Annotated in this window: 20 protein-coding genes; 11 read left to right on the top strand and 9 right to left on the bottom strand. The window is 71.5% G+C overall.

Translation table 11 applies throughout. The features are described from left to right. Positions 1–4 precede the first annotated feature (4 nt). The 6 genes from ACH4FH_RS32460 to ACH4FH_RS32435 all read right to left on the bottom strand — a co-directional run bounded on the left by ACH4FH_RS32460 (position 5) and on the right by ACH4FH_RS32435 (position 6564). A complete protein-coding gene (locus tag ACH4FH_RS32460; RefSeq protein ID WP_398559528.1) occupies positions 5–907 on the bottom strand; it encodes a carbohydrate ABC transporter permease in 903 nt (300 codons plus the stop codon). A 6-nt stretch (positions 908–913) separates the two neighbouring features. Then, positions 914–1864, bottom strand: coding sequence for a carbohydrate ABC transporter permease (locus ACH4FH_RS32455; RefSeq protein ID WP_398559527.1), 951 nt, complete (start codon positions 1862–1864; stop codon positions 914–916). 13 nt (positions 1865–1877) lie between these two features. Next, on the bottom strand, positions 1878–3218 hold the full coding sequence (locus ACH4FH_RS32450; protein WP_398559526.1) for an ABC transporter substrate-binding protein: 1341 nt from the start codon (positions 3216–3218) through the stop codon (positions 1878–1880). Positions 3219–3454: 236 nt separating this feature from the next. After that, on the bottom strand, positions 3455–4648 hold the full coding sequence (locus ACH4FH_RS32445) for an ROK family transcriptional regulator (protein WP_398559525.1): 1194 nt from the start codon (positions 4646–4648) through the stop codon (positions 3455–3457). A 305-nt stretch (positions 4649–4953) separates the two neighbouring features. After that, on the bottom strand, positions 4954–5310 hold the full coding sequence (locus ACH4FH_RS32440; protein WP_398559524.1) for a hypothetical protein: 357 nt from the start codon (positions 5308–5310) through the stop codon (positions 4954–4956). A 168-nt stretch (positions 5311–5478) separates the two neighbouring features. Further along, on the bottom strand, positions 5479–6564 hold the full coding sequence (locus ACH4FH_RS32435) for a mechanosensitive ion channel family protein (protein WP_398559523.1): 1086 nt from the start codon (positions 6562–6564) through the stop codon (positions 5479–5481). Positions 6565–6853: 289 nt separating this feature from the next. Between ACH4FH_RS32435 and ACH4FH_RS32430 the strand changes: the two genes are divergently transcribed. Beyond that, the gene (locus ACH4FH_RS32430; RefSeq protein WP_006605595.1) at positions 6854–7390 is read left to right on the top strand and encodes an HNH endonuclease; all 537 of its coding nucleotides are present in this window, start codon (positions 6854–6856) and stop codon (positions 7388–7390) included. Between the two features lie 48 nt (positions 7391–7438). Here ACH4FH_RS32430 and ACH4FH_RS32425 read toward each other — a convergent pair whose 3' ends face one another. Continuing rightward, entirely contained in the window at positions 7439–10450 is a 3012-nt protein-coding gene (locus ACH4FH_RS32425) for a beta-N-acetylglucosaminidase domain-containing protein (RefSeq protein ID WP_398559522.1), read from the bottom strand. Positions 10451–11046: 596 nt separating this feature from the next. Here ACH4FH_RS32425 and ACH4FH_RS32420 point away from each other — a divergent pair. The 8 genes from ACH4FH_RS32420 to alc all read left to right on the top strand — a co-directional run bounded on the left by ACH4FH_RS32420 (position 11047) and on the right by alc (position 20212). Beyond that, positions 11047–11316 (top strand): hypothetical protein, encoded by a 270-nt coding sequence (locus ACH4FH_RS32420; RefSeq protein ID WP_398559521.1) that lies wholly within the window; start codon positions 11047–11049, stop codon positions 11314–11316. A 6-nt stretch (positions 11317–11322) separates the two neighbouring features. Then, a complete protein-coding gene (malQ, locus tag ACH4FH_RS32415) occupies positions 11323–13476 on the top strand; it encodes a 4-alpha-glucanotransferase (RefSeq protein ID WP_398559520.1) in 2154 nt (717 codons plus the stop codon). 94 nt (positions 13477–13570) lie between these two features. Continuing rightward, on the top strand, positions 13571–15319 hold the full coding sequence (locus ACH4FH_RS32410; RefSeq protein WP_398559519.1) for an alpha-L-fucosidase: 1749 nt from the start codon (positions 13571–13573) through the stop codon (positions 15317–15319). A 61-nt stretch (positions 15320–15380) separates the two neighbouring features. Continuing rightward, on the top strand, positions 15381–15629 hold the full coding sequence (locus ACH4FH_RS32405) for a hypothetical protein (protein ID WP_398559518.1): 249 nt from the start codon (positions 15381–15383) through the stop codon (positions 15627–15629). 242 nt (positions 15630–15871) lie between these two features. Further along, positions 15872–16849: an acyl-ACP desaturase gene (locus tag ACH4FH_RS32400; protein WP_398559517.1), complete on the top strand. Its 978-nt coding sequence runs from the start codon at positions 15872–15874 to the stop codon at positions 16847–16849. A gap of 217 nt (positions 16850–17066) precedes the next feature. Then, positions 17067–17951 (top strand): DMT family transporter, encoded by an 885-nt coding sequence (locus tag ACH4FH_RS32395; RefSeq protein WP_398559550.1) that lies wholly within the window; start codon positions 17067–17069, stop codon positions 17949–17951. Positions 17952–17980: 29 nt separating this feature from the next. After that, positions 17981–18952: a LysR family transcriptional regulator gene (locus ACH4FH_RS32390; RefSeq protein WP_398559516.1), complete on the top strand. Its 972-nt coding sequence runs from the start codon at positions 17981–17983 to the stop codon at positions 18950–18952. 105 nt (positions 18953–19057) lie between these two features. After that, complete coding sequence (gene alc, locus ACH4FH_RS32385; RefSeq protein ID WP_398559515.1) at positions 19058–20212, top strand: allantoicase; 1155 nt, start codon at positions 19058–19060, stop codon at positions 20210–20212. A 206-nt stretch (positions 20213–20418) separates the two neighbouring features. Here alc and pepN read toward each other — a convergent pair whose 3' ends face one another. After that, entirely contained in the window at positions 20419–22986 is a 2568-nt protein-coding gene (gene pepN / locus ACH4FH_RS32380; RefSeq protein ID WP_398559514.1) for an aminopeptidase N, read from the bottom strand. A gap of 124 nt (positions 22987–23110) precedes the next feature. On the opposite strand from pepN, the gene ACH4FH_RS32375 reads away from it, so the two are divergent. Both ACH4FH_RS32375 and ACH4FH_RS32370 read left to right on the top strand, forming a co-directional pair. Beyond that, positions 23111–23341 (top strand): ribbon-helix-helix domain-containing protein, encoded by a 231-nt coding sequence (locus tag ACH4FH_RS32375; RefSeq protein ID WP_398559513.1) that lies wholly within the window; start codon positions 23111–23113, stop codon positions 23339–23341. Beyond that, a complete protein-coding gene (locus tag ACH4FH_RS32370; protein ID WP_398559512.1) occupies positions 23328–23675 on the top strand; it encodes a type II toxin-antitoxin system PemK/MazF family toxin in 348 nt (115 codons plus the stop codon). The genes ACH4FH_RS32375 and ACH4FH_RS32370 overlap by 14 nt, the downstream gene beginning before the upstream one ends. A gap of 79 nt (positions 23676–23754) precedes the next feature. On the opposite strand, the gene ACH4FH_RS32365 is transcribed toward ACH4FH_RS32370, so the two are convergent. Next, positions 23755–24786: an aspartate-semialdehyde dehydrogenase gene (locus tag ACH4FH_RS32365; RefSeq protein WP_398559511.1), complete on the bottom strand. Its 1032-nt coding sequence runs from the start codon at positions 24784–24786 to the stop codon at positions 23755–23757. Between the last annotated feature and the right edge of the window lie 464 nt (positions 24787–25250).

Below are 25250 nucleotides of genomic sequence, written 5' to 3'. Positions count from 1 at the left end.
TTGATCAGCCCTTCACTCCGGTGAGTGTGACGCCTTCGACGAAGGCCTTCTGTGCGAAGAAGAAAACGATGATGACGGGGGCCATGACCAGGAGCGTCGCGGCCATGGTGAGGTTCCAGTTGACGCTGTGGGCGCTCTTGAAGGACTCCAGGCCGTAGGAGAGCGTCCAGGAGGCGGGGTTCTGTGCGGCGTAGATCTGCGGGCCGAAGTAGTCGTTCCAGCAGTAGAAGAACTGGAAGAGGGCGATGGCGGCGATGCCGGGCTTCGCCATCGGCACGACGATCTTGAGCAGGGTGCGGAGGTCGCCGCAGCCGTCGACCTTGGCCGATTCGATGTACTCCTGCGGGATGGTCAGCAGGAACTGCCGGAGCAGGAAGATGGAGTACGCGTCGCCGAACGCCATCGGGATGATCAGTGGCCACAGGGATCCGGCCAGGTGCAGCTGCTGTGCCCAGACCAGGTACATCGGGATCACGATCACCTGCGGCGGCAGCATCATCGTGGAGATGACGAGGATCATGGCCGTGCGGCGTCCGCGGAAGCGGAACTTGGCGAGCGCGTAGGCGACGGGGACGGCCGAGCAGACGGTGAAGAGGGTGCCCAGGCCCGCGTACATCAGGGAGTTCTTCCACCAGTCGAGGAAGCCGGGGGTGTGGAAGACGGTGACGTAGTTGGACCAGTTCCACTGGTGGGGCCACAGTTCGCCGCTCATCGCCTGGTCGTCGCTCATGACGGACGTCAGGAACACGAATACGAAGGGCAGGACGAAGAACAGGGCGACGGCGATGGCGACGGCGTGCACGGCGATCCAGTGCAGCAGACGTCTGCGGCGGGCGCGTGCCGCCGGGGCGCCGGTGGCGCCGGTGGGGGCCGTGGTCCGGCGGGCGGTGAGGGTGGTGGTGGTCATGTCGGATCAGTCCTCCGCCGGGAGCAGGCCGGCGCGCTTGCGCATCAGCAGGGTGGTGACGGCCATGGCGATGACGAAGAGCACGAGGGAGAGCACGCACGCCGCGCCGGTGTTGAAGTTCTGGAAGCCCAGGGAGTAGACGAGCTGGGGCACGGTGAGGGTGGCGTGGTCGGGGTAGCCGGGCTGGATGACGGTGCCCGGCCCGATGGAGATGCCGGAGGCGAGCTTCCCGGCGACGAGCGCCTGTGTGTAGTACTGCATGGTCTGGACGACGCCGGTGACGACGGCGAACATCACGATCGGGGTGATCGCGGGCCAGGTGACGTAGCGGAACTTTCCCCAGGCGCCCGCTCCGTCGAGTTCCGCCGCCTCGTACTGCTCCTTCGGTACGTCCAGCAGCGCCGCCATGAAGATCACCATGAGGTCGCCGATGCCCCACAGGGACAGCATGACCAGTGAGGGTTTGGCCCAGTCGGGGTCGTTGAACCAGGAGGGCGCGGGGATGCCGATCGCGCCGAGGATTTCGTTGACGGGGCCGGTGCCGGGGTTGAGGAGGAAGACGAACGCGACGGTCGCGGCGACCGGCGGTGCGAGATACGGCAGGTAGAAGGCGGTCCGGAAGAATCCGGTGCCCGTTTTGATCTTCGTGACGAGCATGCCGATGCCCAGCCCGAAGACGACGCGCAGCGCGACCATCACCACGACCAGCCACAGCGTGTTCAGAAGTGCGGGGCCGAACAGCGGCATCTGGGTGAGGACATAGGTCCAGTTCCGCAGGCCCACGAAATCCGGTTCCTGGATCTGGTTGTAGTGCATGAACGAGAAATAGACGGTGGCGATCAGCGGGTAGCCGAAGAAGACGGAGAAGCCGACCAGCCAGGGGGAGAGGAAACCGAGGGTGCGCAGTCGTTCACGGGTGTGCTTGCGCCGTAGCGCGGGTGCGGTGGTCGTTGCCATGGCGGGGTCTCCGTCAGTTCCGGGACTGAAGGTTGTCGGCGTCTATCTGCGCGTCGAGGCCGCGTAGGCCCATTCCGAGGTCCGGGATCTTTCCGGATTCGACGTCGTAGGAGAAGTCCTGCAGTGCGGTGACGTACTGCCCGCCGTTGATGGAGGGTGGCAGGGCGGTGCTGTGCGGGTTCTGCGCGATGTCGAGGAAGGTGCGGAACGTCGGATCGGTGTCCAGCTGCGGCGACTTCAGGGCCGCTTTCGTCGACGGCACGTTATGGATGGCGTTGGCGAACCGGACCACCTGTTCGGTGTTGACGGTCAGGAATTTCACCAGTTCCCATGCCGCGTTCTGATGCCGGCTGCTGTGGGCGATGCCGGCGACCGTGCCGGTGAGGTAGCCACGGCCGTAGGTGTCGGCCTGGTCGTCGGGTACGGGCATCGGTGCGGTGTCCCAACGGAACTTCGCCTTTGCGTCGTTGAGCATCAGCCCGCGCCATTCGCCGTCCATGTGCATGGCGACCTTCTGTGTCAGGAAGGCGTTCTGCGAGGACATCTCATCGCCGAAGGTGGTCCGGAATTTCTCCAGGGGGCCGTAGCCGCCCTGGGCGTCGATCAGGTGGCGCTGGGTGGCGAAGAAGTCCTTGGTGTGCGGGTCGTCGGCGAGTTGCGCTGCGCCGTGGCGGTCGAAATACGCCGGTCCCCACTGGGCGAACAGGCGGTCCGGGCTGTTCTGGTAGAGGCGGAAATTGGGCATGAAGCCCACCTGCTCGTACGACCCGTTCTTCGCGCGCCGGGTGAGTTTCGCCGCGTCACGCTTCAGCTCGGACATGGTGCGCGGTGGCCGTTCGATACCGGCCTTTTCGAAGGCGTCCTTGTTGTAGTACAAGCCGAAGGAGTCGGCGAGGAGCGGCAGTGCGCACTGTGCCCCCTCGTAACTGGTGTATTCCAGAAGTGTTTTCGGGAAGACCTTGGCCTTGTCCACCCCGGTCTTCTTCATGAACGGGTCGAGGTTCGCCCACATCCCCGAAGAGCAGTACTGGCCGACGTTGTTGGTGGTGAAGGAGGACACGACGTCAGGTGCGTCGTCGCCGCCGGCCCGCAGCGCCTGGTTCATGGTCTCGTCGGTGACGTTGCCGATCGCCTTGACCGTGATGTTGGGGTGCAGCTTCTCGAAACGGGCGATGCTGTCGTCGATGGCCTTGACCTCGCCCTGGTTGGACCAGCCGTGCCAGAACGTCAACGTCACCGGTTCGGTCGGATCGTCGCGGTCACTTCCGACGCTCGGATTGGCGCAGCCCGAAACGAGCAGTCCGGCGCCGGCCAGTGCGGCTGACAGGCGGATGCGCATGCGCGTGCGCGGCATGGCGGACTTCCTTTACGGCAGGGGATGTTGAGAGAGCGCTGGTCGGTGGGGCGGGCTCTTTCCGACGGGCAATTTCCGACGCGCAATTTCCGAAGGGAATTTCGGCGGGGGTTTCGGCGGGAATCATTCCGACGGGGATTTCCGGCGGGAAGCTTCTCGCATGGGGGCCGGCGGCAGGTTCCTGGTGGAAGCAAGGGCGCCCCGCCTCCCGGCTCCCCCGTCCGTCCTGCCGCGTGTCAGGTGGTGTCGAAGACGGCGTCGCGCGCTTCGGCGAGGGCGGTCTGGAGCGCGCCGATGAGAATGGGGTTGCCGGCGATATCGCTGATGCGCAGCTCCGGGCGTGGCAGGGCCAGCCCGGTGAACTCCTCCTCGACCAGGGCCCGCAGCGCCTCCCCGCCGGCCTGGGCGACCTCACCGGACAGCACCACCAGCCGCGGGTCGACGACGGCGACGACCGCGGCGAGCCCGGTCGCCATCCGGCGTGCCACCTCGGCACGCACCTCGTCGTGCGCCAGCGCCTCCTCGACGGTACGGACCTCGGGTGCGCCGTGCTCGTGCGCCAGCTCGACCACGCTCGGCGATCCGACCAGCCGCTGGAAGCCGCCTCCGGCGTCCGGCCGGGCCGCGCTGCGGTCGCCGCCCCGGGCCAGGGGCGCGCCGGGCAGCGGCATGTAGCCGATCTCGCCGGCGCCGCCGGTCGCCCCGCGCAGCAGCTGTCCGCCCAGCACGATGGCGGCGCCGACGCCTTCGTCGGCCCACACCAGAACGAAGTCGTCGAAGTCCTGGGCCGCGCCGTCGTGCTGTTCTGCGAGCGCCGCAAGGTTGACGTCGTTCTCGATCACGAGGGGCGTGCCCAGCACCTCGCCCAGCTCTTCCTTCAGTGCCCGCGAGTGCCAGCCCGGCAGATGCGGGGCGTAGCGCAGTTCACCGGTGTGCGGGTCCAGGGCGCCGGGCGTGCCGATCACCGCGCCGTGCAGCTGCTCGCGCCCGAGTCCGGCCTTGGCGAGTGCGCCGTCCACGGCGGCCGCGACCAGCTGGGCGGTGCGGTGCGGCACGTCCTCGTCCACCGCGTCGGTCTCGACGCGTTCCTCGCCGAGGACCTGTCCGGTGATGTCGGCGACCGCGGCGGTGATGCCGAGTTGGTCCACGGCCAGGGCGGCGATGTGCGCGACGACCGGGTTGATCTCGTAGAGCTGGGCGCTCGGTCCGGGGCGTCCGGTGACGTTCCCGGTGGTCCGTACCAGCCCGGCTGTCTCCAGTCGTGCCAGCAGCTGTGAGGCGGTCGGCTTCGACAGCCCGGTGAGTTCGCCGATCTGGGTACGGGTCAGGGGGCCCTGGGATACGAGGAGGTCCAGCGCGGCCCGGTCGTTCATGGCGCGCAGTACCCGGGGCGTTCCGGGCGTTCCGTGCGGACCCTGCGTTCCGGCCATGCCTGTCACCCCGTCCGTCGGCTGCCGCTGCCGCGTCCATCCGACCGTCTGTTAGTAAACCTTCCAATTGATGAACAGGAAGGTAGGTCGGCTCTCAGGGCGCCGTCAATGGGTTCTGCCGGGTGACTTTCCGGGAGGCCGCGGGCGCACGGCGGAGGCGGGGCGCGGGCGGCGGTGCGTACGGCGAAGGGGCGCACCGGTGGTCAGTCGGTGCGCCCCTTCTGGGTGCTGTGGGAGGCGGGCTTTCGGCCGTTGCCCGGTTCGGTGGGCCGCCGGCCGTCAGTCGCGTCCCTCAGCTGCGGCCCTCAGCCCTCCTGCCAGTTGACGCTGCCGACGCCGGTGCCGCCGCTGCAGGTGGCGGCGGAGGTGTCGCGGGCGCCCGGGTTGAGGGTCTTCCAGGGGCCGGTCTGGTCCGGCCACCAGCCGCAGACCACCGTCGCGCGGAAGGCGATCGTGCGGTTGGTGTTGTTGGTGCAGTCCGCGGTGCCTGTGCGGCCGTCCGACCTCGTGGTGCAGCTGAGGTCGCCCGCGAGGCGGGCGACGGTCGCCGCGGGTGCGGCCGGTGCGGCGGAAGCGGGGGCCGCGGCGGCCAGGGCCGCCGCGCTGCCGAGCATCAGAACCGAAGCGACGGCCCCCGTGGCCATGCGATTGCGGATCTTCATGGTGAAGTCTCCTTCTCCGTCGTACGTGTCGTTGGTGCTGACACCTGGGACACGGTTCGAGGGAGAGGGATGTATGACACCGGTCGATGTGATCTGGGTCACATCGATGAGCCGCCTCTGCGGAGGGCGGCTCGATTCGCCGCCGGCCCGCAGGGGCTGTGGGCGGGCCTACTTGCTCAGGTTCGGGGTCGATATCGGGTTCGAGGCCACCGACTGGGGCGAGAGCGGGTTGTTGAGGGCCGACGGGGCGGCGACACCGGCGGCGGGGTCGACGGCCTCCTCCGCGGCTTCCTCGGGGGCCGGGCGCGGGGCCAGGTGGATGCCGGCCGAGTCCAGGGCGCGCTTGAGGCGCCAGCGCAGCTCACGCTCCACGCCGGGCGCCTTGCCCGGCATCGTCTTGGCCGAGACGCTGATGGTGACCGTGTCGAGGTGCACCTCGCTGAGGCCGAGCACCTCCACCGGCTCCCACAGCTGCTCGTTCCAGGGCTCGGCCTTGGACATCTCCTCGCCGGTGGCGGTGATGGTCTCGCGGGCGCGTTCGAGGTCCTGGTCGGCCGCGATCAGGACGTCGACGAAGGCCGTCGACCAGCCCTGGCTGAGGTTGCCGATCCGCTTGACCTCGCCGTTGCGGATGTACCAGATGGCGCCGTTGGGGCCGCGCAGCTTGGTGACGCGCAGGCCGACCTCGATGACCGTGCCGGTGGCCACGCCCGCGTCGATCTCGTCGCCGACGCCGTACTGGTCCTCAAGGATCATGAAGACGCCGGAGAGGAAGTCCGTGACGAGGTTGCGGGCGCCGAAGCCGATGGCGACACCGGCCACTCCCGCGCTCGCCAGCAGGGGCGCGAGGTTGATCTTGAGGACGGAGAGCACCGTCAGGGCCGCGGTGCCCATGATCACGAAGGAGGCGACGCTGCGCAGCACGGAGCCGATGGCCTCGGAGCGCTGCCGGCGTCTCTCTGCGTTGGCGAGGAGGCCGCCCAGCGCGGTGCCCTGGGCGGCGGCCGCGGTGCGGTTCATCCGCTCGATGAACTTGGTGATCGTGCGGCGTATCACATGCCGAAGGACCACCGCGATCACGATGATCAGCAAAATCTGCAGGCCGGACGTGAGCCACGTCCCCCAGTTCGCCTCCACCCAGCCGGCGGCGTTGGTGGCCTTCTCCGTGGCCTCGTCCAGCGAGGTCGCACCGTTGGAGCCGGGTGACGTGGCGCCCAGGGGCGCGGCAACGGCCGGCGAAGCGGACCAGTACACAGCAGAACCTTCCGTGTGGGACAGCAGACCCGGGCCCTGGTGGGACACCGGTGGACCGGGCAGACCAACCACACTAACGGGGCAACGGGGGCGGTCCGCGCCCGTGTTCGTGGGGACAGCTCCCACGACGGCCTGAAAGAGCGGGTGTGGAGGGAAGTGAGGCGGTGTGGTGGAAAACACCTCCGGGCCGTTACCCGGTCATGCTGGCGCTCCGACCAGGCACCGGGGGACACTGTGGAGAGATCGTCCCGGCGCGAGCCACGCGCCGCCGGCGTACAAGGAGGCACCCGTGCCGCATGTCCTGGTCCTCAATGCGTCGTACGAGCCGCTCGGCGTCGTACCGCTCCGCCGCGCGCTCATCCTCGTCCTCAATGAGAAGGCCGTAAGCCTCGAGGAATCCGGCGCCCTGATGCACAGCGCGACCCACGTGATACCGGCTCCGAGCGTGGTCCGCCTGAAGCGGTTCGTGCGGGTGCCCTTTCGAGGCCCCGTCCCACTGACCCGCCGGGCCCTTTTCGCCCGGGACGGCGGGCGCTGTATGTACTGCGGTGGCGTCGCAACCAGCGTCGACCACGTCATCCCCCGCAGCCGCGGAGGTCAGCACACCTGGGAGAACGTCGTCGCCGCCTGCCGGCGCTGCAATCACGTCAAGGCCGACCGCCATGTCGCCGAGATCGGCTGGCGGCTGCGGCACCAACCCGCCCCGCCGTCAGGACTGGCGTGGCGCATCATCGGTACGGGACACCGGGATCCGCGCTGGCTGCCCTACTTGCAGCCGTACGGCGCGGATGACGCCCTGGCCCGGATCGACGCCGTATCGGCGTAGGTCCGGGTTTCTTCGTCCGGGGACGGGTGCGCCGCCCCCGGACGGAGCTCACCGGCCCCGGCCCCGGCCGGGGCTCTCGGGCTTCTTCGGCGTGTCCTCGGAGGGCTTCCCGGTCACCGCGTACGCCTCCACCGACCAGAGCGAGTAGCCGAAACGGGTGCCCCGCCGGTCGCCCTGGACACGCACGTACCGGGTGTCCTCGGCGTCCATCCGGACCGATTCGCGTCCCCCCTTGCCGTCGCGGACGGTGGCCGCCGTGCGCCAGCTGCGGCCGTCCGCGGAGACCTGCACGCGGTAGCCGGCGGCGTAGGCGTCCTGCCAGTGCAGGACGACCTGGCCGAGCCGGGTCGGGCGGGGGAGCGGGAACTGCAGCCAGGCGTCGTCCTCCAGGCGGGAGGACCACCGCGTCGAGGACTTGCCGTCGGTCGCGGCGGAGGCCGGGAAGTCCGGCGTCTCGTCGCCGGAGGAGGTGACCCGGGCGCCCCGCGCCAGGTCGTGTCCGCCGGTGGGGGGATAGGCCCGCACCGTCAGCGTCTGCTTCTGCCCGGCGAAGGTGACGGGGATCTCGTACGTACCCGAGGGGGTGTCCTCGGGGAGGTCGACGGTGACACGGACGGTCGCGGTGCCGCCACGAGGCGCGGTGACCCGGTCCGGCGCGTGCACGGTGAAGCCCTTGGGCGCCTTGACGTCGAGTTTTTCGCGGACGTCGGCGGGGCGGCGGGAGAAAATCCGGGCGTCCACGCTCGTGCTGCCGCCGGTCTCCGCGTCAACCTCGGTGCGGGACAGCTCCAGCCCGGCGGGCGCGGTGTCGTCGAACCAGGGGGTGAGCGCGTGCACGGACGGGGCGTCCGCGCCCCTGGGCCACGCCAGGCGTACCGCGTCGGCACGCAGGCCGGCCGTCCGCTTCTCGGTCCAGCCGGTGGCCGACGCGGCACCGAGGCGGCGCCAGCCCTGGCCGGGGACGTGCGCCTCCAGGAAGACGGCGTCCGCGGACGGGCCCGGCTCGGTGAGCGCGGTGACCGCCGCGAGCGGGCGGACCCGGCCGAACGGGACGGTCAGGGCCGTGGGGTCGGCGCCCTCGTTGGGCCGCGGGGAGTCCTTGTGCGCGCCCGTCCACGCGTCGGCCTCGATCATCGCGCGCTCCAGGAACGGCGCGAGGACCCCCTTGCCGACGGTCACCGAACTGCGCTCCGTCTCGCGGCGCTCCTTCTGCGCGGCACGCTGCGCGGTCCAGGCGGCACCCCCGTCGCCCCGGGCCTGGGCCGTCAAGGTGTCCACGGCGTGCTCGCCGGCCCGGCCGTGGCGGGCCAACTGCTCGGCCCACGGGCGCACTTCGGCGGCCAGGTCCGAATGCAGGTCACGCGGCGCGGTGCTCATGGCGTGGAAGGCGGCCCGCAGTGCCTTGGCCGCCTTGGCGAAGTCCGCGTCCTCGCCGGGCCTGCCGTGGTTGGTCGCCGCCTCGCGGGCCTTCCAGAAGCGGGCGATCAGCGGCCGCAGATACGCCGACTCCTCGGCGCCCAGCACGGAGGACGCGTCGTTGCCGGCGAGGGCGCGCAGCGCCGTACGGGCCCGCGCATCGCCGCCCGCCAGGTCCTCGATGGCGGCGTTCCAGGACTCCGCCGGGCGGTAGTCCCGCGGGTTCCAGGCGTAGTCGGCGGCGGTGAACAGCGGGATGCGGGAGGCCAGGGGCTGTTCCATGGCGTTGGCGAGCAGCGCGGCGGAGCCGGTGGCCACGGCCGGCTCGCGGCCGGTGTACGGGCCGAGGAAGAGCCGGTCCTGGGCGTAGTCGTTGACCGGGTAGTTGTCCATGGTGACCAGCGGGTGGCCGAAGGCCCGGCGGGCGGTGGACAGCTCACCGCCGGTGATGGTGCGCGGGACGACGCCCACGCCGGTCCATGCCACCTCGACCCGGTTGTCCAGGGCGTCGGAGAGCGCGCCGCGGTACGCCGTCGCGCCGTTCTGGTAGTACTCGGTCGGCATCACGGACAGCGGCACTGCGCCCGGATGGCGCTCCGCGAGGTGCCCGGCGAGCGCGTTGGCGACCCTGGCCTGGGCCTCGGCCGCCGCCCGCGGCCCGGACCCGAAGATCTCCTCGTCGGCTCCGCAGTGCCACTCGCTGTAGCTGACGTCCTGGAACTGGAGCTGGAAGGAGCGCACGCCCAGCGCCCACATCGCGTCGACCTTGCGCCGCAGCGCCCGCATGTCCTCCTCGGACGACAGGCACATCGCCTGGCCGGGCGCCAGCGCCCAGCCCAGGGTGACGTGGTTGGCGCGGGCCCGCTCGGCCAGCGCCCGGAAGTCGGCGCGCTGCGCGGCCGGGTACGGGTCGCGCCACTGCGCCTGGCGGTACGGGTCGTCGCCCGGCGCGTACAGGAAGCGGTTCTGCTTGGTGCGGCCCATGAAGTCCAGCTGGGCGAGCCGCTGCGACTGGCTCCAGGGCTGGCCGTAGAAGCCTTCGGTGGTGCCACGCACCGAGGTCACCGGCCAGTCCCGCACCGTCACCGACGCCAGCTCCCGGCCACCGCCCGCACGGCCGGTGACGAGCTGGCGCAGGGTCTGCGCGGCGTGGAAGAGGCCGTCCGTGCCGACGCCGTCCAGGGCGACCGTGTCGCGGCCGGCGACCTGGCCGACGGCGAGGCGGTAGCCGCCGGCCGGCAGATCCGCGCGGGCGGGGGCGCGCAGCGCCCGCAGGGCGTCCTCGGCCCCCTGACCGCCGACGAGGATCAGCGGGCCCGCCTGGGGCGGCCGCGCGCCGGGCGCCGCCTCGCGGACCGTGCCCACCCCGGCGTCGCGCAGCAGGCCGCGCAGGACGTCCAAGGCGTACGGGTCGGTATCCGGTGCGGCGACCAGCGTGGCCTCACCCCCGAGCGGCACGGCGGCGCCCAGTTCACGCATCGACTGGGGGCGCGGCCAGACCGCGGGTGGCTGCCCCGCGCCGGCCGGCCGGTCGGGCTGGTCGGGGGCGCCCACGGACGGGTCCGCGGGTGCCGCCTGGGCGCTTGGCGCGCCGCCGAGCAGACCTCCGATGACCGCTGCGGCCAGCGCGGTGGTCCCCGCCACCCGCGCGCGTGTGCCCCTGCCGCTCCTACCGATTTTTCCGACGCTCCATCCGCCCCGGACTCGCACGGCTGCTCCTCGTCCCCGTCACAGTGCATGCCGGCTCACGCCGGCGCCCCGTTACCCCGTTGTCCCGATACCCCGTTACCCCAGCAGCCCGGCCGTCTCACGGCCTGGCTGTGCTCGAAGATTCGTCCGCCGGACCCGCGCCGCCGTGCAAAGCCGTGGTCGTGGTGCGCGCGGCGTGGAACCGGTGGTGTCGCGATCCCCGGTGCCCGTTCGGACAGACCTTCGGCTGTGAGCCCACCATTGTGGCGGTGAGGTGTCAACTGTGCGATGTGGGACGTCCCGGGCAGGCGCCGAAGTGCCGGATTTGCCCCGCGGTGGCCGTTCGCCGGAGGTGCCCGGTGGCCCGCAGAAATTCCGTCCCGGGGTGCCTTCAGCCGGTGATCCCTGTGCCCCTGGGCGGTCCGCGCAGTGAAATCGCCTGCGGACGGTAGAATGTGAACTGACTCACGTTTGCAGGCCGGATACGTCTGCGAACGTGTTCCGTGGGTAGAGCAGAACCTGTCCCATTACCGATGAACGGGAGGCCCCCAGTGGCCGCATCCGCTCAGCTCCTGCTCGATGCCCTGTCGTACAAACAGGGAGGTGCGTCGATGGAGCACGACCTCTTCGACGGGGTCTCCGACCCCGACTCGGGCCTCGACGGCTCGGGCACCCTCAGCTTCGCCGAGCCGCCCCTGACCAGCGAGCCGCCGCTCGCCGACATCGCGCCGCTCACCAGCGAGGTCCCGATCTCCGCGGAACTGCCGCTGACCAGCGAGCCGACAGCCACCGGCCTGGGTACGGAGTCCATGGAGGTCTGAGGACCCATGGGCCGCAAGCGGCTCGCTCAGCTGCACGGCATCGCCGTGTCGTATGAACCTTCTCCCGGGCAGACCGTCCACATCGGGGACGACACCGTCGTCGCCGTCCTGGCCGCGCTGGGTGTCGACGCCTCGACCCCGCAGGCCGTACGCGCCGCCCTGGACGCTTTCCCCGACGGCCCCGGGCACCCCGGTCGGGCCCTGCTGCCCCGCACCGTCGTCGCGCGCCCCGGCCGCCCACCGGACCTCGCGGACCTCCCCGAAGGCACCGGCCTTCGGGTGGAGACCGAGGACGGGCAGGTGCTGGAGGGGCGCGCCCGCGACGACGGCGCGCGGGGCCCCTGGGCGCCGGACCGGCTGCCGCTCGGCATCCACTCCCTGCACGCACAGGCCCCCGACGGCCGGACCGCCCACGCCCGCCTGATCGTCGCCCCCGACCGGGTGCCGGCGCCGCCCGGCCGCAGCCACGGCCTGATGGTGCAGCTCTACTCCCTCCTCTCCCGCCGCTCCTGGGGCATGGGTGACCTGGGTGACCTCGCGGACCTCGCGGCCTGGTCCGGGCGCTCCCTCGGCACCGGCTTCGTCCAGCTCAACCCGCTGCACGCGGCCGTCCCCGGCCCGCCGACCGACCCCTCGCCCTACCGCCCCTCCTCCCGCCGCTTCCCCGACCCCGTCCACCTGCGCATCGAGCACGTCCCCGAGTACGCCCACCTGGCAGGCGCCGCCCGCTTACGTGCCCACGACCTGGCCGGCCGGGCGTCGGCGCTGCGCGCGGACGTCCTCGACCGAGGTGCGCTGATCGACCGGGACGCGGTCTGGGAGCTGAAGAAGGAAGCCCTGGAGCTGCTGGGGGAGGTTCCCCTGACGCCCGGCCGCCGCGCCGCGTACTGCGACTTCCTGGCCGAACAGGGCCAGGCCCTGGACGACCACGCCACCTGGTGCGCCTTCGCCGAGGTGCACGGCCCCGACTGGCGCTCCTGGCCGGCCGCGCTGCGCGACCCGCGCTCCGCGGCCACCGCGCGGCTGCGCACGCAGCTGCTGCACCGCGTCGACTTCCACTGCCGGCTCGCCTGGCTCACCGACCAGCAGCTGGCCGCCGCGCAGCGGGCCGCGCGGGAGAGCGGGATGGGCGTCGGGCTGGTGCACGACCTCGCCGTCGGTGTGCACCCCTCCGGAGCGGACACCTGGGCCCAGCAGGACGCCTTCGCCGCCGGCATGTCCATCGGCGCGCCGCCGGACGCCTTCAACGCGCGCGGCCAGGACTGGGGCCTGCCGCCGTGGCGCCCCGACGCGCTGGCCGCCGCCGGGTACGCCCCGTACCGCGAGCTGCTGCGCGGGCTGCTGCGGCATGCCGGGGCGCTGCGCATCGACCATGTGATGGGGCTGTTCCGCCTCTGGTGGGTCCCGGAGGGCCGGCCGCCGACGGACGGCGCGTATGTCCGCTACGACGGCGAGGCGATGCTTTCCGTGCTGGCGCTGGAGGCGCACCGCGCGGGCGCGTCGGTGATCGGCGAGGACCTGGGGACCGTCGAGCCGGGTGTGCGGGACGCGCTCGCCGAGCGGGGCGTGCTCGGCACCTCGGTCCTGTGGTTCGAGCGGGACTACGGCGGCGGGGCGGACGGCGGGGCGGACGGCGCGGAGTCCGCGGCGCGGCCGGCGCCCGACGGCGAGGCCCGCATCCTGGCCCCCGAGGAGTGGCGCGGCGACTGCCTGGCCACCGTCACCACCCACGATCTGCCCACCACCGCCGCGCGGCTGACCGGCGAGGATGTCGCGCTGCGTGAGCGGCTGGGGCTGCTCGCCGGGCCCGCGGAGCGGGAGCGGTCCCGCGCGAAGTACGAACTGGCGGAGTGGCTGCGCGAGTTGGCGCACCGCGGGCTGCTGCCCGAGGGGGCGGGCGACGAGGAGGCGGCGGTCAAGGCCGTGCATCGCTTTCTGCTGCGGACGCCCGCGCGGATGGTCGGGGTGTGGCTGCCGGATGCGGTGGGGGACCGCAGGCCGCAGAACCTCCCCGGTACATGGGATGAATACCCGAACTGGCGGCTGCCGATCGCCGGCCCGGACGGGCGGCCGCAGACCCTCGAAGAACTCGCCGCGTCGCCCCGACTGCATGCCCTGATGCGGGAATTGGCGGACGGTCACCCTCAGCGCCGTTCTTGACGCGCACCCTTCCGGTACGTCGTCCCGTCCGGCACCATGCCGTGGACACCATCCAGACATCCGACCATTCATGGCCGGCGAGTTGGAGGGCACCATGGCATCCCGCACGGAACGGACTCCCGGAAGCCGCAGGGCCCGCAGCGCCCCAGGCGCTCCCCGCACGCCCGGATCTCCGGCTCGGCGCCCCACCCGGCGGACCCTCTGCGCGCTGGCGCTCGCCGCGGCCGCCGCGCTTCTTCCCGTCCCCGCCTCCCAGGCGGCGCCCGCGCAGCTCTCACCGCACCCGGGCGCCTGCGACGGGCCGGTCCGCCCGGCCTCCCAGATGGCGATCGAGCCCTGCGACAGCCCGGACCGGATCATCGACAAGGCCGCCCACATCGTCCCCACGAAAGGGCAACTCGCCTGGCAGGGACGGGAGGTGACCGCCTTCACGCACTTCGGCATGAACACCTTCACCGACCGGGAGTGGGGCTCGGGAGCCGAGGACGAAAAGCTCTTCCGCCCCGGCAGTATCGACGTCGACCAGTGGATGCGGGCCTACAAGGCGGCCGGCGCCGAGCAGGTGATGCTCACCGCCAAGCACCACGACGGCTTCGTGCTCTACCCCAGCCGCTACACCCCGCACTCGGTGGCCAAGAGCCCCGGCAGCCCCGACGTCGTCGGCGCCTACGTCAAGGCGGCCCGCAAGGCAGGGCTGAAGGTCGGCATCTACCTCTCGCCGTCCGACGGCGCCGAACTTCCGCACGCCTGGCACGCCGGATGGGTCGAGGAGATCCGCAAGAAGCAGGCGGAGGGCAAGCCGCTCAGCCTGCCCGAACGGGTCGCGCTGGAGGACGGCGACCAGGCGCCCCGCGGCCTTGGCCGGTTCGGCAACGGCAGCAAGGTCACCGAACGCACCATCCCCACCCTCGTCCCCGGCGACGACCGCGCCGCCGCGGTCCGCAGCGGCGAGCTGCCCACCTTCACCGTCCGGGCGGACGACTACGACGCCTACTACCTCAACCAGGTCTACGAGCTGTTCACCCGCTACGGGCCCCTGGACGAGCTGTGGCTGGACGGCGCGAACCCGTGGACGGACTCCGGCATCACCCAGAAGTACAACGTCGCGCAGTGGTTCAGGATGATCCATCAGCTCTCCCCGGACACCGTGGTCTTCGCCGGCCCCCAAGGCGCCCGCTGGGTCGGGAACGAGCAGGGCATCGCGCGGGAGACGGAGTGGAGCGTCACCCCCTCCACCGCCGACCCCTGGACCGTGATGGCAGGCGGCCTGCCCAACGACTCCACCGACGCCGACATCGGCTCCCGCGCCAAGCTCCTCGCGCCCACCACCAAGTACCTCCAGTGGTATCCGGCGGAAGCCGACGTCTCGCTGCGTCCCGGCTGGTTCCACCACCCGCAGGAGCGGCCCAAGACGCCAGGCGCGCTGCTGGACCTCTACGAGAAGAGCGTCGGGCGCAACGCCTCGCTGCTGCTGAACGTGCCGCCGGCCCGGGACGGCCGGATCGCCGCCGAGGACGTCGCCTCGCTCACCGCCTTCGGCACCGCCGTACGCGAGACCTACGGCACGGACCTGCGCGCCGGCGCCCCGGGCCCCCGCACCTTCGACCGGGTCGGCCTCGCCGAGGACATCCGGCACGGTCAGCGGGTGGAGCGGTTCACCGTCCAGGCGCGGACCGGCGGCGCCTGGACGAAGATCGCCGAGGGCACCACCATCGGGCACCGGCGGATTCTCGCGCTGCCCGCCCCGGTGACCGCGGACGCCGTACGGGTCGTGGTGCAGGAGGCCAGGGGCCGGACGTACCTGAAGCCGGTCACGCTGCACCGCAGCCGGCCGCCGGCGTGACGGGCCGCAAAAGCCCACCCCCGGGCGCGCGGGGCGACGGTGGGTCCGATACGTTGACTTCGTGAGCAACAAGGTCAATAAGAATGTCCTGCGCGCCGGAACCATCACGGCCGGCACCGCGCTGATGCTGCTGATGTCGTCCCCCGCGTTTGCGCTCACGCGCGACGACGGAGACGACCCGGGTCCGGGTCTGAGCGTGATCGAGACGCTCGGCCTCTACGTCGCCGCGCCCCTCGTTCTCTTCCTGGTCATCGCCGGGCTGGTCATGGTGGGCGACAAGAGCGACAAGCCGGCCAAGACCAAGGGCTGACACCGGCCACCGGTGACGCCTCGGGCGCCCCTCGGTTCTGTTGAACCGGAGGGCGCCCTTTGTCGTACCTGGGGGGAGTTTCCGCAGGTGAGAAACCGGTTGCGGGGAGGCTATCGGGCGGTTTTCGGGCGGTTTGCGAGGGCCGAAGTGTTTAACCGAACCAAACCTACGATGACGTAACCTACGGAGCCGTAGGTCAACCTGCGTCCCCGTAGGTCATCGTCGTCCCCAGGAGTTCCCGTATGACCATCGCCCCCGCCCGCCAGAACGGAGAGCGCGGCCAGACCGCATGGAGCGACGCTCAGCTGCTCTACGCGCTCGAAGAGGTCGTCGAGAAGGAACTCAACCGGCATCTGAAGGTCGCCAAGGAGTGGATGCCGCACGAGTACGTGCCCTGGAGTGACGGGCGGAACTTCGACGGGGTCATGGGCGGCGAAGCCTGGGCCCCCGAGCAGTCCAAGGTCACCGACATCGGCCGGACCGCCCTCGTGGTCAACCTCCTCACCGAGGACAACCTCCCCAGCTACCACCACGAGATCGCCAGCCTCTTCGGCCGGGACGGCGCCTGGGGCACCTGGGTGCACCGCTGGACCGCGGAGGAGGGTCGGCACGGCATCGTCATGCGCGACTACCTGCTCACCAGCCGCGCCGTCGACCCGGTCCAGCTGGAGCGGTTCCGCATGGCGCACATGGAGGAGGGCTTCGAGTCCGACAACGCGCACAGCATGCTGCACTCCGTCGCGTACGTCGCCTTCCAGGAGCTCGCCACCCGCATCTCGCACCGCAACACCGGCCACCACTCCGGTGACCCGGTCTGCGACCGGATGCTCTCCCGTATCGCCACGGACGAGAACCTCCACATGGTCTTCTACCGCAACCTCCTCGGCGCGGCCTTCGAGCTCGCCCCGGACCAGACCATGTGCGCGGTACGCGACGTCGTCACCGGCTTCCGGATGCCCGGCCACGGCATGCCCGGCTTCGAGCGGGCCGCCGCCCGGATGGCCATCGGCGGGATCTACAACCTGCGCATCCACCACGACGACGTGCTGCAGCCGGTGCTGCGCTTCCTGAAGGTGCTGGAGATCGGTGGCCTCGGCCCGGCCGGGCTGGAGGCGCAGGAGGAGCTCGGGCTCTTCATGGGCGGCCTGGACGACCAGGCGCGGAAGTTCGACGAGCGCAGGGCGGCGCTGATCGCCCGCCGCGAGGCCCGTAAGGCGTAGCGGACGCCGGAGGCGGGCCCGTCGGGGGCCGGGCCCGCCTCTCCCGCCCGGGTTCCCATCGATCGTTCAGCTCACCTTAATGAATTGATCGAAAGTTTTCGATGGACCTGATGAATGGCGGGCTGTCACGGTGGATCTCCACACCACCGAGGGAGAGGAACCCGTGGCAGCAGTCCTGGAGAGCATCCGCGCACCCCGTACACCGTCCGCGCAGGGAATGGGGCTGACGCTCGCCCTGACGGCGACCGTCGTCTGGTCCGGCAACTTCGTCATCGCCCGCGCCCTGCACGACAGCGTCCCGCCCGTGCAGACCGCCTTCTGGCGCTGGATCATCGCCCTGCTCGCCGTCGCGCCCATGGCCCTCCCGCAAGTCCGCCGCCAGTGGCCGGTCATCCGCCCGCACCTGCCCTTCCTGGCGGCCGCCGCGCTGCTGGGCGTCACCCTCTTCAACACCCTCATCTACCAAGCGGGCCGCAGCACCTCCGCCACCAACATGGCGATGATCGCGGCGGCTTCACCGGCGATGATCGCGCTGTTCGACCTCGTCGGACGGCGCGGCGGCCGCGAGAAGCTCGGTGCGCGCCGAGCCGTCGGCATGGCGATCGCCCTGCTCGGCGTCGTCACCCTGGTCGGCAAGGGCTCCCCGGCGGCCGTCCTGCGCCTCGACTTCGCCACCGGCGACCTCTGGATGCTGGCAGCGACCGCCGCCTTCGCCGGCTACAGCGCCATGCTGCGCCGCCGCCCCGAAGGAATCGGCGGCCTCTCCTTCCTCTTCATGACCTTCGCCCTGGGCGCGGCGATGCTGCTGCCCGCCTACGGCGTCAGCCTCGCCGTCGAAGGCGGCTTCGACCTCACGGCGTCGACGGCTGGTCCGCTGCTCTACATCGGCGTGCTCTCCTCCGCCGTCGCCTACTTCACCTGGAACAAGGCGATCGCGCTGGTCGGGGCCGCGCGGGCCGGAGTCGTCTACTACCTCCAGCCGGTGTGCGTGGCGCTGCTGTCGGCGGCCGTCCTCGGTGAGGGCGTCGGGGCCGTGCAGGTGCTGTGCATGGCGCTGATCGTCGCCGGGGTCGCTCTGGGGGCGGCGGGCGGCACCCGGTGACCACCGGGGCGGGTGCGTACGCTGCCCGCATGGCCGACTGGGACATCAAGAAGCTGCGCATCCTGCGCACCCTCCAAGAGCTGGGTACGGTCACCGCGACCGCCGAGGCGCTGCACATGACGCCCTCGGCGGTCTCGCAGCAGTTGACGGGCCTCGCCAAGCAGCTCGGCGTCACGCTCCTGGAGGCCCACGGGCGGCGGGTGCGGCTGACCGACGCCGCCCACCTGGTGCTTCGGCACGCCGAGGCGGTCTTCGCCCAGCTGGAGCGCGCGGACGCCGAACTCCTCGGCTACCTCAAGGGAGAGGCCGGTCAGGTGCGCGTCGGGGCGTTCTCCACGGCCATCCCCGCGCTGGTGGTGCCGGCCGTCCAGGAGCTGCGCCGTACGCATCCGGGCCTGGCCGTCGCGGTGCGGGAGGCGGAGGCGGAGGCCGCGTACGAGCTGCTGGCGGAGGGCGCCGTCGATCTGGCGCTGTCCCTCGCCGCGCACGCGCCGACCCCGCGCGACCCCAGGTTCAGCCGGGTCTCGCTGCTCGCCGACCCCCTGGACGTGGCGCTGCCGGCCGGTCATCCGCTGGTCGCCGAGCCGGGGCTGCGGCTGGCCGACCTGGCGGGCGAACCGTGGATCTTCGGCAGCAGCGGGCCCTGGTCCCAGATCACCACCACGGCCTGCGAGAGCGCCGGCTTCGTCCCCGAACAGGCCCACGCCGCCGCCGACTGGGGCGCCATCCTGGCCATGGTCGCGGCGGGGATGGGCGTCGCCCTGGTGCCGCGGATGGCGATGGCGGCCGGGACGGCCGGCCGCGGGGAGCGGGTGGTCACCGGGGTGGCGCTGCGGGTGCTGCACGCGGACCAGCCGCGCCGCCATGTGGTGGCCGCCGCGCGGCGCGGCTCCGAGGGGGCGCCGGGCCTGGCCCGGGTGCTCGCCGCGCTCCAGCAGGCCGCGGCGACCCCGTCACGGGGCGAGGCTCCCCGGGCGTCCGGGGGCGGCCCGCACGTCTGAACCGTTCAGTTCCGCTGAATGTATTCCTCAAGAACTTTCGATGGACCTGCCCGGTGGGCCCTGCGACGGTGGTGAGGTCAGCACCGGCCACAGCGAAGGGCAGAGATGACCACCACCCCAGCCGCCGCCTCCAACGATCCGCACGCCAACGACGCCAACCCGTACGGTGGCGGAGACCCCTACGCGGACTACCGCGGCGGGGACTTCCCCTTCACCTCGCTCGTCGATCTCGCCGACCGCCGCTTCGGCGCCGGTGTGATCGCCGCGAACGACGAGTTCTTCGCCGAGCGCGAGAACCTGCTGAAGCCGACTCCGGCGGTCTTCGACCCCGAGCACTTCGGCCACAAGGGCAAGATCATGGACGGCTGGGAGACCCGGCGCCGCCGCGGCGCGGACGGTGACCATCCCTTCCCCACCGACGACGAGCACGACTGGGCCCTGATCCGCCTCGCCGCCCCCGGCGTGATCCGCGGGGTCATCATCGACACCGCGCACTTCCGCGGCAACTACCCGCAGCAGGTCACCGTCGAGGCCACCTCGCTGCCGGGCAGCCCCAGCCCCGAGGCCCTGCTCGCCGACGACGTCAAGTGGGAGGAGCTGGTCCCGCGCACGCCCGTCCGCGGCCACGCCGCCAACGGCTTCGAGGTCACCGCCGAGCGTCGCTTCACGCACCTGCGCCTCAAGCAGCACCCGGACGGCGGCATCGCCCGCCTGCGGGTCTACGGCGAGGTCGTGCCCGACCCCGAGTGGCTGGACGTGCTCGGCACCCTCGACCTGGCCTCCGTGATGCACGGCGGCACCGTCGAGGACGCCTCCGACCGCTTCTACTCCTCGCCCACCCAGATCATCCAGCCCGACCTGTCCCGCAAGATGGACGACGGCTGGGAGAACCGCCGCCGCCGGGTCAAGGGCACCAACGACTGGGTCCGCTTCCGCCTCGCCGCCCAGGGCGAGATACGCGCCGTGGAGATCGACACCGCCTACCTCAAGGGCAACTCCGCCGGCTGGGCCGCGCTCTACGGCTGCGACGCGACCGCCGGTGACCTGGCCGACGACGCTTCGTGGTTCGAGATCCTGCCGCGGACGAAGCTGCAGCCCGACACCCCGCACCGCTTCAAGCTGACCGGGGCCGTCACCGCCACCCACGTACGGCTCGACGTCTTCCCCGACGGCGGGCTCGCCCGGATGCGGGTGCACGGCAGCCTCACCGACAGCGGGCGCGCCGAACTCGGCCGCCGCTTCGACGAGCTCAACGGCTGACCGCCCGCCACGCCGATTCCGCCGGGCCCCGTGGGCGGACGGGGCCCGGCGGTCCCTCACTCGCCCGGCGGACGGCTGCGCACCGACGCCCGTCCGCCGGGCGGTTTCACGGATGACGACCGGCGCACCCGCCACGCACAGGGGCGCCCGGGACCACTCGGTCCCGGGCGCCCCTCGCTCGATGCCTTGCCGACGCCCCAGGGGCGTCAGCCGGCCGCCGCGTCCGCCGCCCGCGCCTTCAGTGCCCGCTCGACGCCCGCACGGGACTCGGTCACCAGCCGGCGCAGCGCGGCGCTCGGCTCGGCCGAGGCCAGCCAGGCGTCCGTCGCGTCCAGGGTCTCCTGCGAGACCTGCAGCGCCGGGTAGAGGCCCACCGCGATCTGCTGCGCCATCTCATGGCTGCGGGAGTTCCAGACGTCCTTGACGGCGTCGAAGTACCGCGCGGTGTAGGGCGCAAGCAGCTCCCGCTGGTCGGTCTGCACGAAGCCGCCGATGACGGCCTCCTGGAGCGAGTTGGGGAGCTTGTCGGACTCCACCACCGAGGCCCACGCCTCGGCCTTCGCACCGGCCGTCGGACGCGCCGCCCGCGCCGTCGCGGCGTGCCGCTCGCCCGCCGAGGTCTTGTCGCGCTCCAGCTCCGCGGCGATGGCCTTCTCGTCGGCCCGGCCGGCGGCGGCCAGCCGCTGCAGCAGCGACCAGCGCATCTCGGTGTCCACGGCGAACCCGGCCAGCTCCTGCGTGCCGTCCAGCAGGCCCTGCAGCAGGTCCAGCTGCTCGTCGGTGCGGGCCGTGGCGGCGAACGCGCGGGCCCACGCCAGCTGATGGTCGCTGCCCGGCGCCGCGGCCCGCAGCTGCTCCAGCGCCGCCTCGGTCCACTTCGCCAGACCCGTCTCACGCCACTCGGGCGCCGCGTACAGCTCCAGCGCCAGCTTCACCTGGCGGTGCAGCGACTGGACGACGCCGATGTCCGACTCCTTGCCGATGCCGGACAGCACCAGCGCGAGGTAGTCACGGGTGGCCAGTTCGCCGTCCCGCGTCATGTCCCAGGCGGACGCCCAGGACAGAGCGCGCGGCAGCGATTCGGTGAAGTCGCCGAGGTGCTCGGTGACGACCTTCAGCGACTCCTCGTCCAGGCGGACCTTGGCGTAGGTCAGGTCGTCGTCGTTGAGCAGGAGGACGGCGGGCCGCGGGGTGTTCGCGGGGAACGGCACCTTCGTCAGGTCGCCGTCCACGTCCAGCTCGATACGGCTGGTGCGGACGAGCTTGCCGTCCTGGAGGTCGTAGCAGCCGATCGCGATGCGGTGCGGGCGCAGCACCGGCTCGCCGGTGGCGCCGGACGGCAGGGCGGGCGCCTCCTGGCGCACCGCGAAGGAGGTGACGTGGCCGTTCGCGTCCACCTCGATCTCCGGGCGCAGGATGTTGATCCCGGCGGTCTGCAGCCACTTCTTCGACCAGGTCTTCAGATCGCGCCCGCTGGTCTCCTCCAGCGCGCCCAGCAGATCGCTCAGCCGGGTGTTCTTGAAGGCGTGCGCCTTGAAGTACGCCTGCACGCCCGTGAAGAACTCGTCCATGCCGACGTACGCGACGAGCTGCTTGAGCACCGAGGCGCCCTTGGCGTAGGTGATGCCGTCGAAGTTGACGAGCACATCGTCCAGGTCGCGGATCTCGGCCATGATCGGGTGGGTGGACGGCAGCTGGTCCTGCCGGTAGGCCCAGGTCTTCATGGAGTTCGCGAACGACGTCCAGGCGTGCGGCCACTTCGAGCCCGGCGCGTACGCCTGGCAGGCGATCGAGGTGTAGGTGGCGAACGACTCGTTCAGCCAGAGGTCGTTCCACCACTCCATGGTGACCAGGTCGCCGAACCACATGTGCGCCAGCTCGTGCAGGATGGTCTCGGCGCGCGACTCGTAGGCCGCGTCGGTGACCTTCGAGCGGAAGACGTACTGGTCGCGGATGGTGACCGCGCCGGCGTTCTCCATCGCGCCCGCGTTGAACTCCGGCACGAAGAGCTGGTCGTACTTCGCGAACGGGTAGGGGTAGTCGAACTTCTCCTGGAACCAGTCGAAGCCCTGCCGGGTGACGGCGAAGATCTCCTCCGCGTCGAGGTGTTCGGCCAGCGAGGGCCGGCAGTAGATGCCCAGCGGCACCGACCGCCCGTCACCCTCCCAGGTGCTGTGCACGCTGTGGTACGGCCCGGCGATGAGCGCCGTGATGTAGGTGGAGATCCGCGGCGTCGGCGCGAAGCGCCACACCGTGCCCTCCGGCTCGGGCGTCGGCGAGTTGGAGATCACCGTCCAGCCCTCCGGCGCCTTCACGGTGAACCGGAACGTCGCCTTCAGGTCCGGCTGCTCGAAGCTCGCGAACACCCGGCGGGCGTCCGGTACCTCGAACTGCGTGTAGAGATAAGCCTGTTCGTCCACCGGGTCGACGAAGCGGTGCAGCCCCTCACCGGTGTTGGTGTACGCGCAGTCCGCGACCACCGTCAGCTCGTTGCCGCCGGCGCGCAGTCCCGCGAGCGCGATCCGGGAGTCCTCGAACACCTCGGCCGGATCCAGCGCCTCGCCGTTGAGGACCACCTCGTGAACGGTGGGGGCGACCAGGTCGATAAACGATTCCGCGCCCGCCTCGGCGGCGTCGAAGCGCACCGTCGTCACGGACCGGTACGTGCCGCCCTCCTGTGCGCCGGAGAGGTCGAGATCGATCTCGTACGCATCCACGGTCAGCAGCCGCGCGCGCTGCTGCGCCTCGTCGCGGGTCAGATTCGTGCCAGGCACCCGTTCATCTCCTTCGCAGGGGTCATCGGATCGGACTCTTCGGCCATCCTTCCACGTGACCTTGGGTGAGCGACGGGCAATATCAGCGGTAGCGCGATGGTAGGAACCTCGGTAGCATCGGGGTATGAAGATCAGTGTGAGCCTGCCTCCGGAGGATCTCGCGTTCGTCGACGAGTACGCGAAGAGGACGGAGGCCGAATCGCGGTCCGCCGTGATACACGCCGCTATCGAGCTGCTGCGTGCCGGGGACCTCGAGGCGGAGTACACCGAGGCATTCGCGGAGTGGGACGCGAGCAAGGACGCGGCGCTGTGGGATCGCGCGAGCGGGGACGGACTCACCGATGAGGCGTGGTGACGTCTACATGATCGATCTGGAGCCCGTCCGCGGCAGTGAGGCCAACAAGGTCCGCCCGGCGGTGATCGTGTCCAACAACGGCGCCAACCAGTCGGTCGAGTTCAACGGCCGCGGCGTGGTCACGGTGATCCCCTTGACGTCGAACACCTCGCGGGTCCTCTCCTTCCAGGTGTTCCTCCCCGCCGACGAGTGCCGGCTGCCCAAGGATTCCAAGGCCCAGTGCGAGCAGGTCCGCTCCGTCACACCCGAGCGCATACGCCAGAAGGTCGGCGCGGTCCCGCGGCAGCGCATGGCGGAGATCGACGTGGCGCTGCGCCGCCACCTGGCGCTCTGAGCGCACCTGTACGACAGGGCGGGCGGAGCCGGTACGTACCGGCTCCGCCCGCCCTGTCGCACAGGAGCTGCGGTGGAGATCAGCCGCGCAGCTCCGCGGCGACCAGCTCCGCGATCTGGACGGCGTTCAGCGCCGCGCCCTTGCGGAGGTTGTCGTTGGAGACGAACAGCGCGAGGCCGTTCTCGACCGTCTCGTCCTCGCGGATACGGCCGACGAAGGACGCGTCCTGGCCCGCCGCCTGCAGCGGGGTGGGGACCTCGGAGATGCTGACGCCGGGGGCACCGGCCAGCAGCTCCTGGGCGCGGGCCGCGCTGACCGGGCGCGCGAACCGGGCGTTGATCTGGAGCGAGTGGCCGGTGAAGACCGGCACGCGGACACAGGTGCCCGAGACCTTCAGCTCCGGGATGTCCAGGATCTTGCGGCTCTCGTTGCGGAGCTTCTGCTCCTCGTCGGTCTCGTTCAGACCGTCGTCGACGATGGAGCCGGCCATCGGCAGCACGTTGAAGGCGATCGGGCGGACGTAGTTGTCCGGCTCGGGGAACTCCACCGCCGCGCCGCTGTGCGTCAGCTTGGTGGCGTCCTGGTCGATGACCTTACGGGCCTGGCTGTCCAGCTCCGCCACGCCGGCGAGACCGCTGCCGGACACCGCCTGGTAGGTGGAGACGATGATCGAGACCAGGCCGGCCTCGTCGTGCAGCGGACGCAGCACGGGCATCGCGGCCATGGTGGTGCAGTTCGGGTTGGCGATGATGCCCTTGGGGCGGTCGGTGATCGCCGAGGGGTTGACCTCGGAGACGACCAGCGGCACCTGGGGGTCACGACGCCAGGCCGAGGAGTTGTCGATCACGACGGGGCCCGCGGCGGCGACCTTCTCCGCCAGCGCCTTGGACGTCGCGCCGCCCGCGGAGAAGAGCACGATGTCCAGCCCCGAGTAGTCGGCGGTGGCCGCGTCCTCGACGGTGATCTCGGTGTCCTGCCAGGGCAGCGTGCGTCCGGCGGACCGGGCCGAAGCGAACAGGCGAAGCTGCTCGACCGGGAAGTTCCGCTCGGCGAGAATGCCGCGCATCACGCCGCCGACCTGTCCGGTGGCTCCGACGATTCCGATCCTCATGGGACTCCTTCTTCCTAACCTGACATCCGGTGTCTGCTGGGAACACCTGCTCAGAAGCGCTCCCATCATGTGTGTGACACCCGTCGCGTTGCCAATCCGTTCCACTACGTGGAGCGTCCGTTCCACGCCGCGGAGCCCGGCAGACGGCACCGCTCGGGGGTGTGCCCGTCCCTCAAGAGTGCCGCACCACAGGCGAAAGCGGCGGTATCGGGGTGTCCGGGGCGCGGCCGGACACGCTCCGGCGGACGGGGCGCGACGGGGCCGGAGTGTGCCGCGGCTCACTCCGCCGGACGGGGGTCACCCGCGGAGGGCGCGGGCCCGGCGGACCTCGGGCCGGCAGCCCGGACCGCCGGCCCGGATCATGGCCCCGCTACCCCGCCAGATGAACACCCGGTGACCGTCACCCGCCCCCGCGGCCAGAGGACGATGACCGCTCGCCGGCGCCGGGACCTCTGTGCGGTGAT

Source organism: Streptomyces sp. NPDC017993, from assembly GCF_044328065.1.
In the GTDB taxonomy this organism is placed as follows: domain Bacteria; phylum Actinomycetota; class Actinomycetes; order Streptomycetales; family Streptomycetaceae; genus Streptomyces.
Note: the sequence above shows the minus strand (reverse complement) of the source record. Positions and strands in the feature narration are given on the sequence as shown.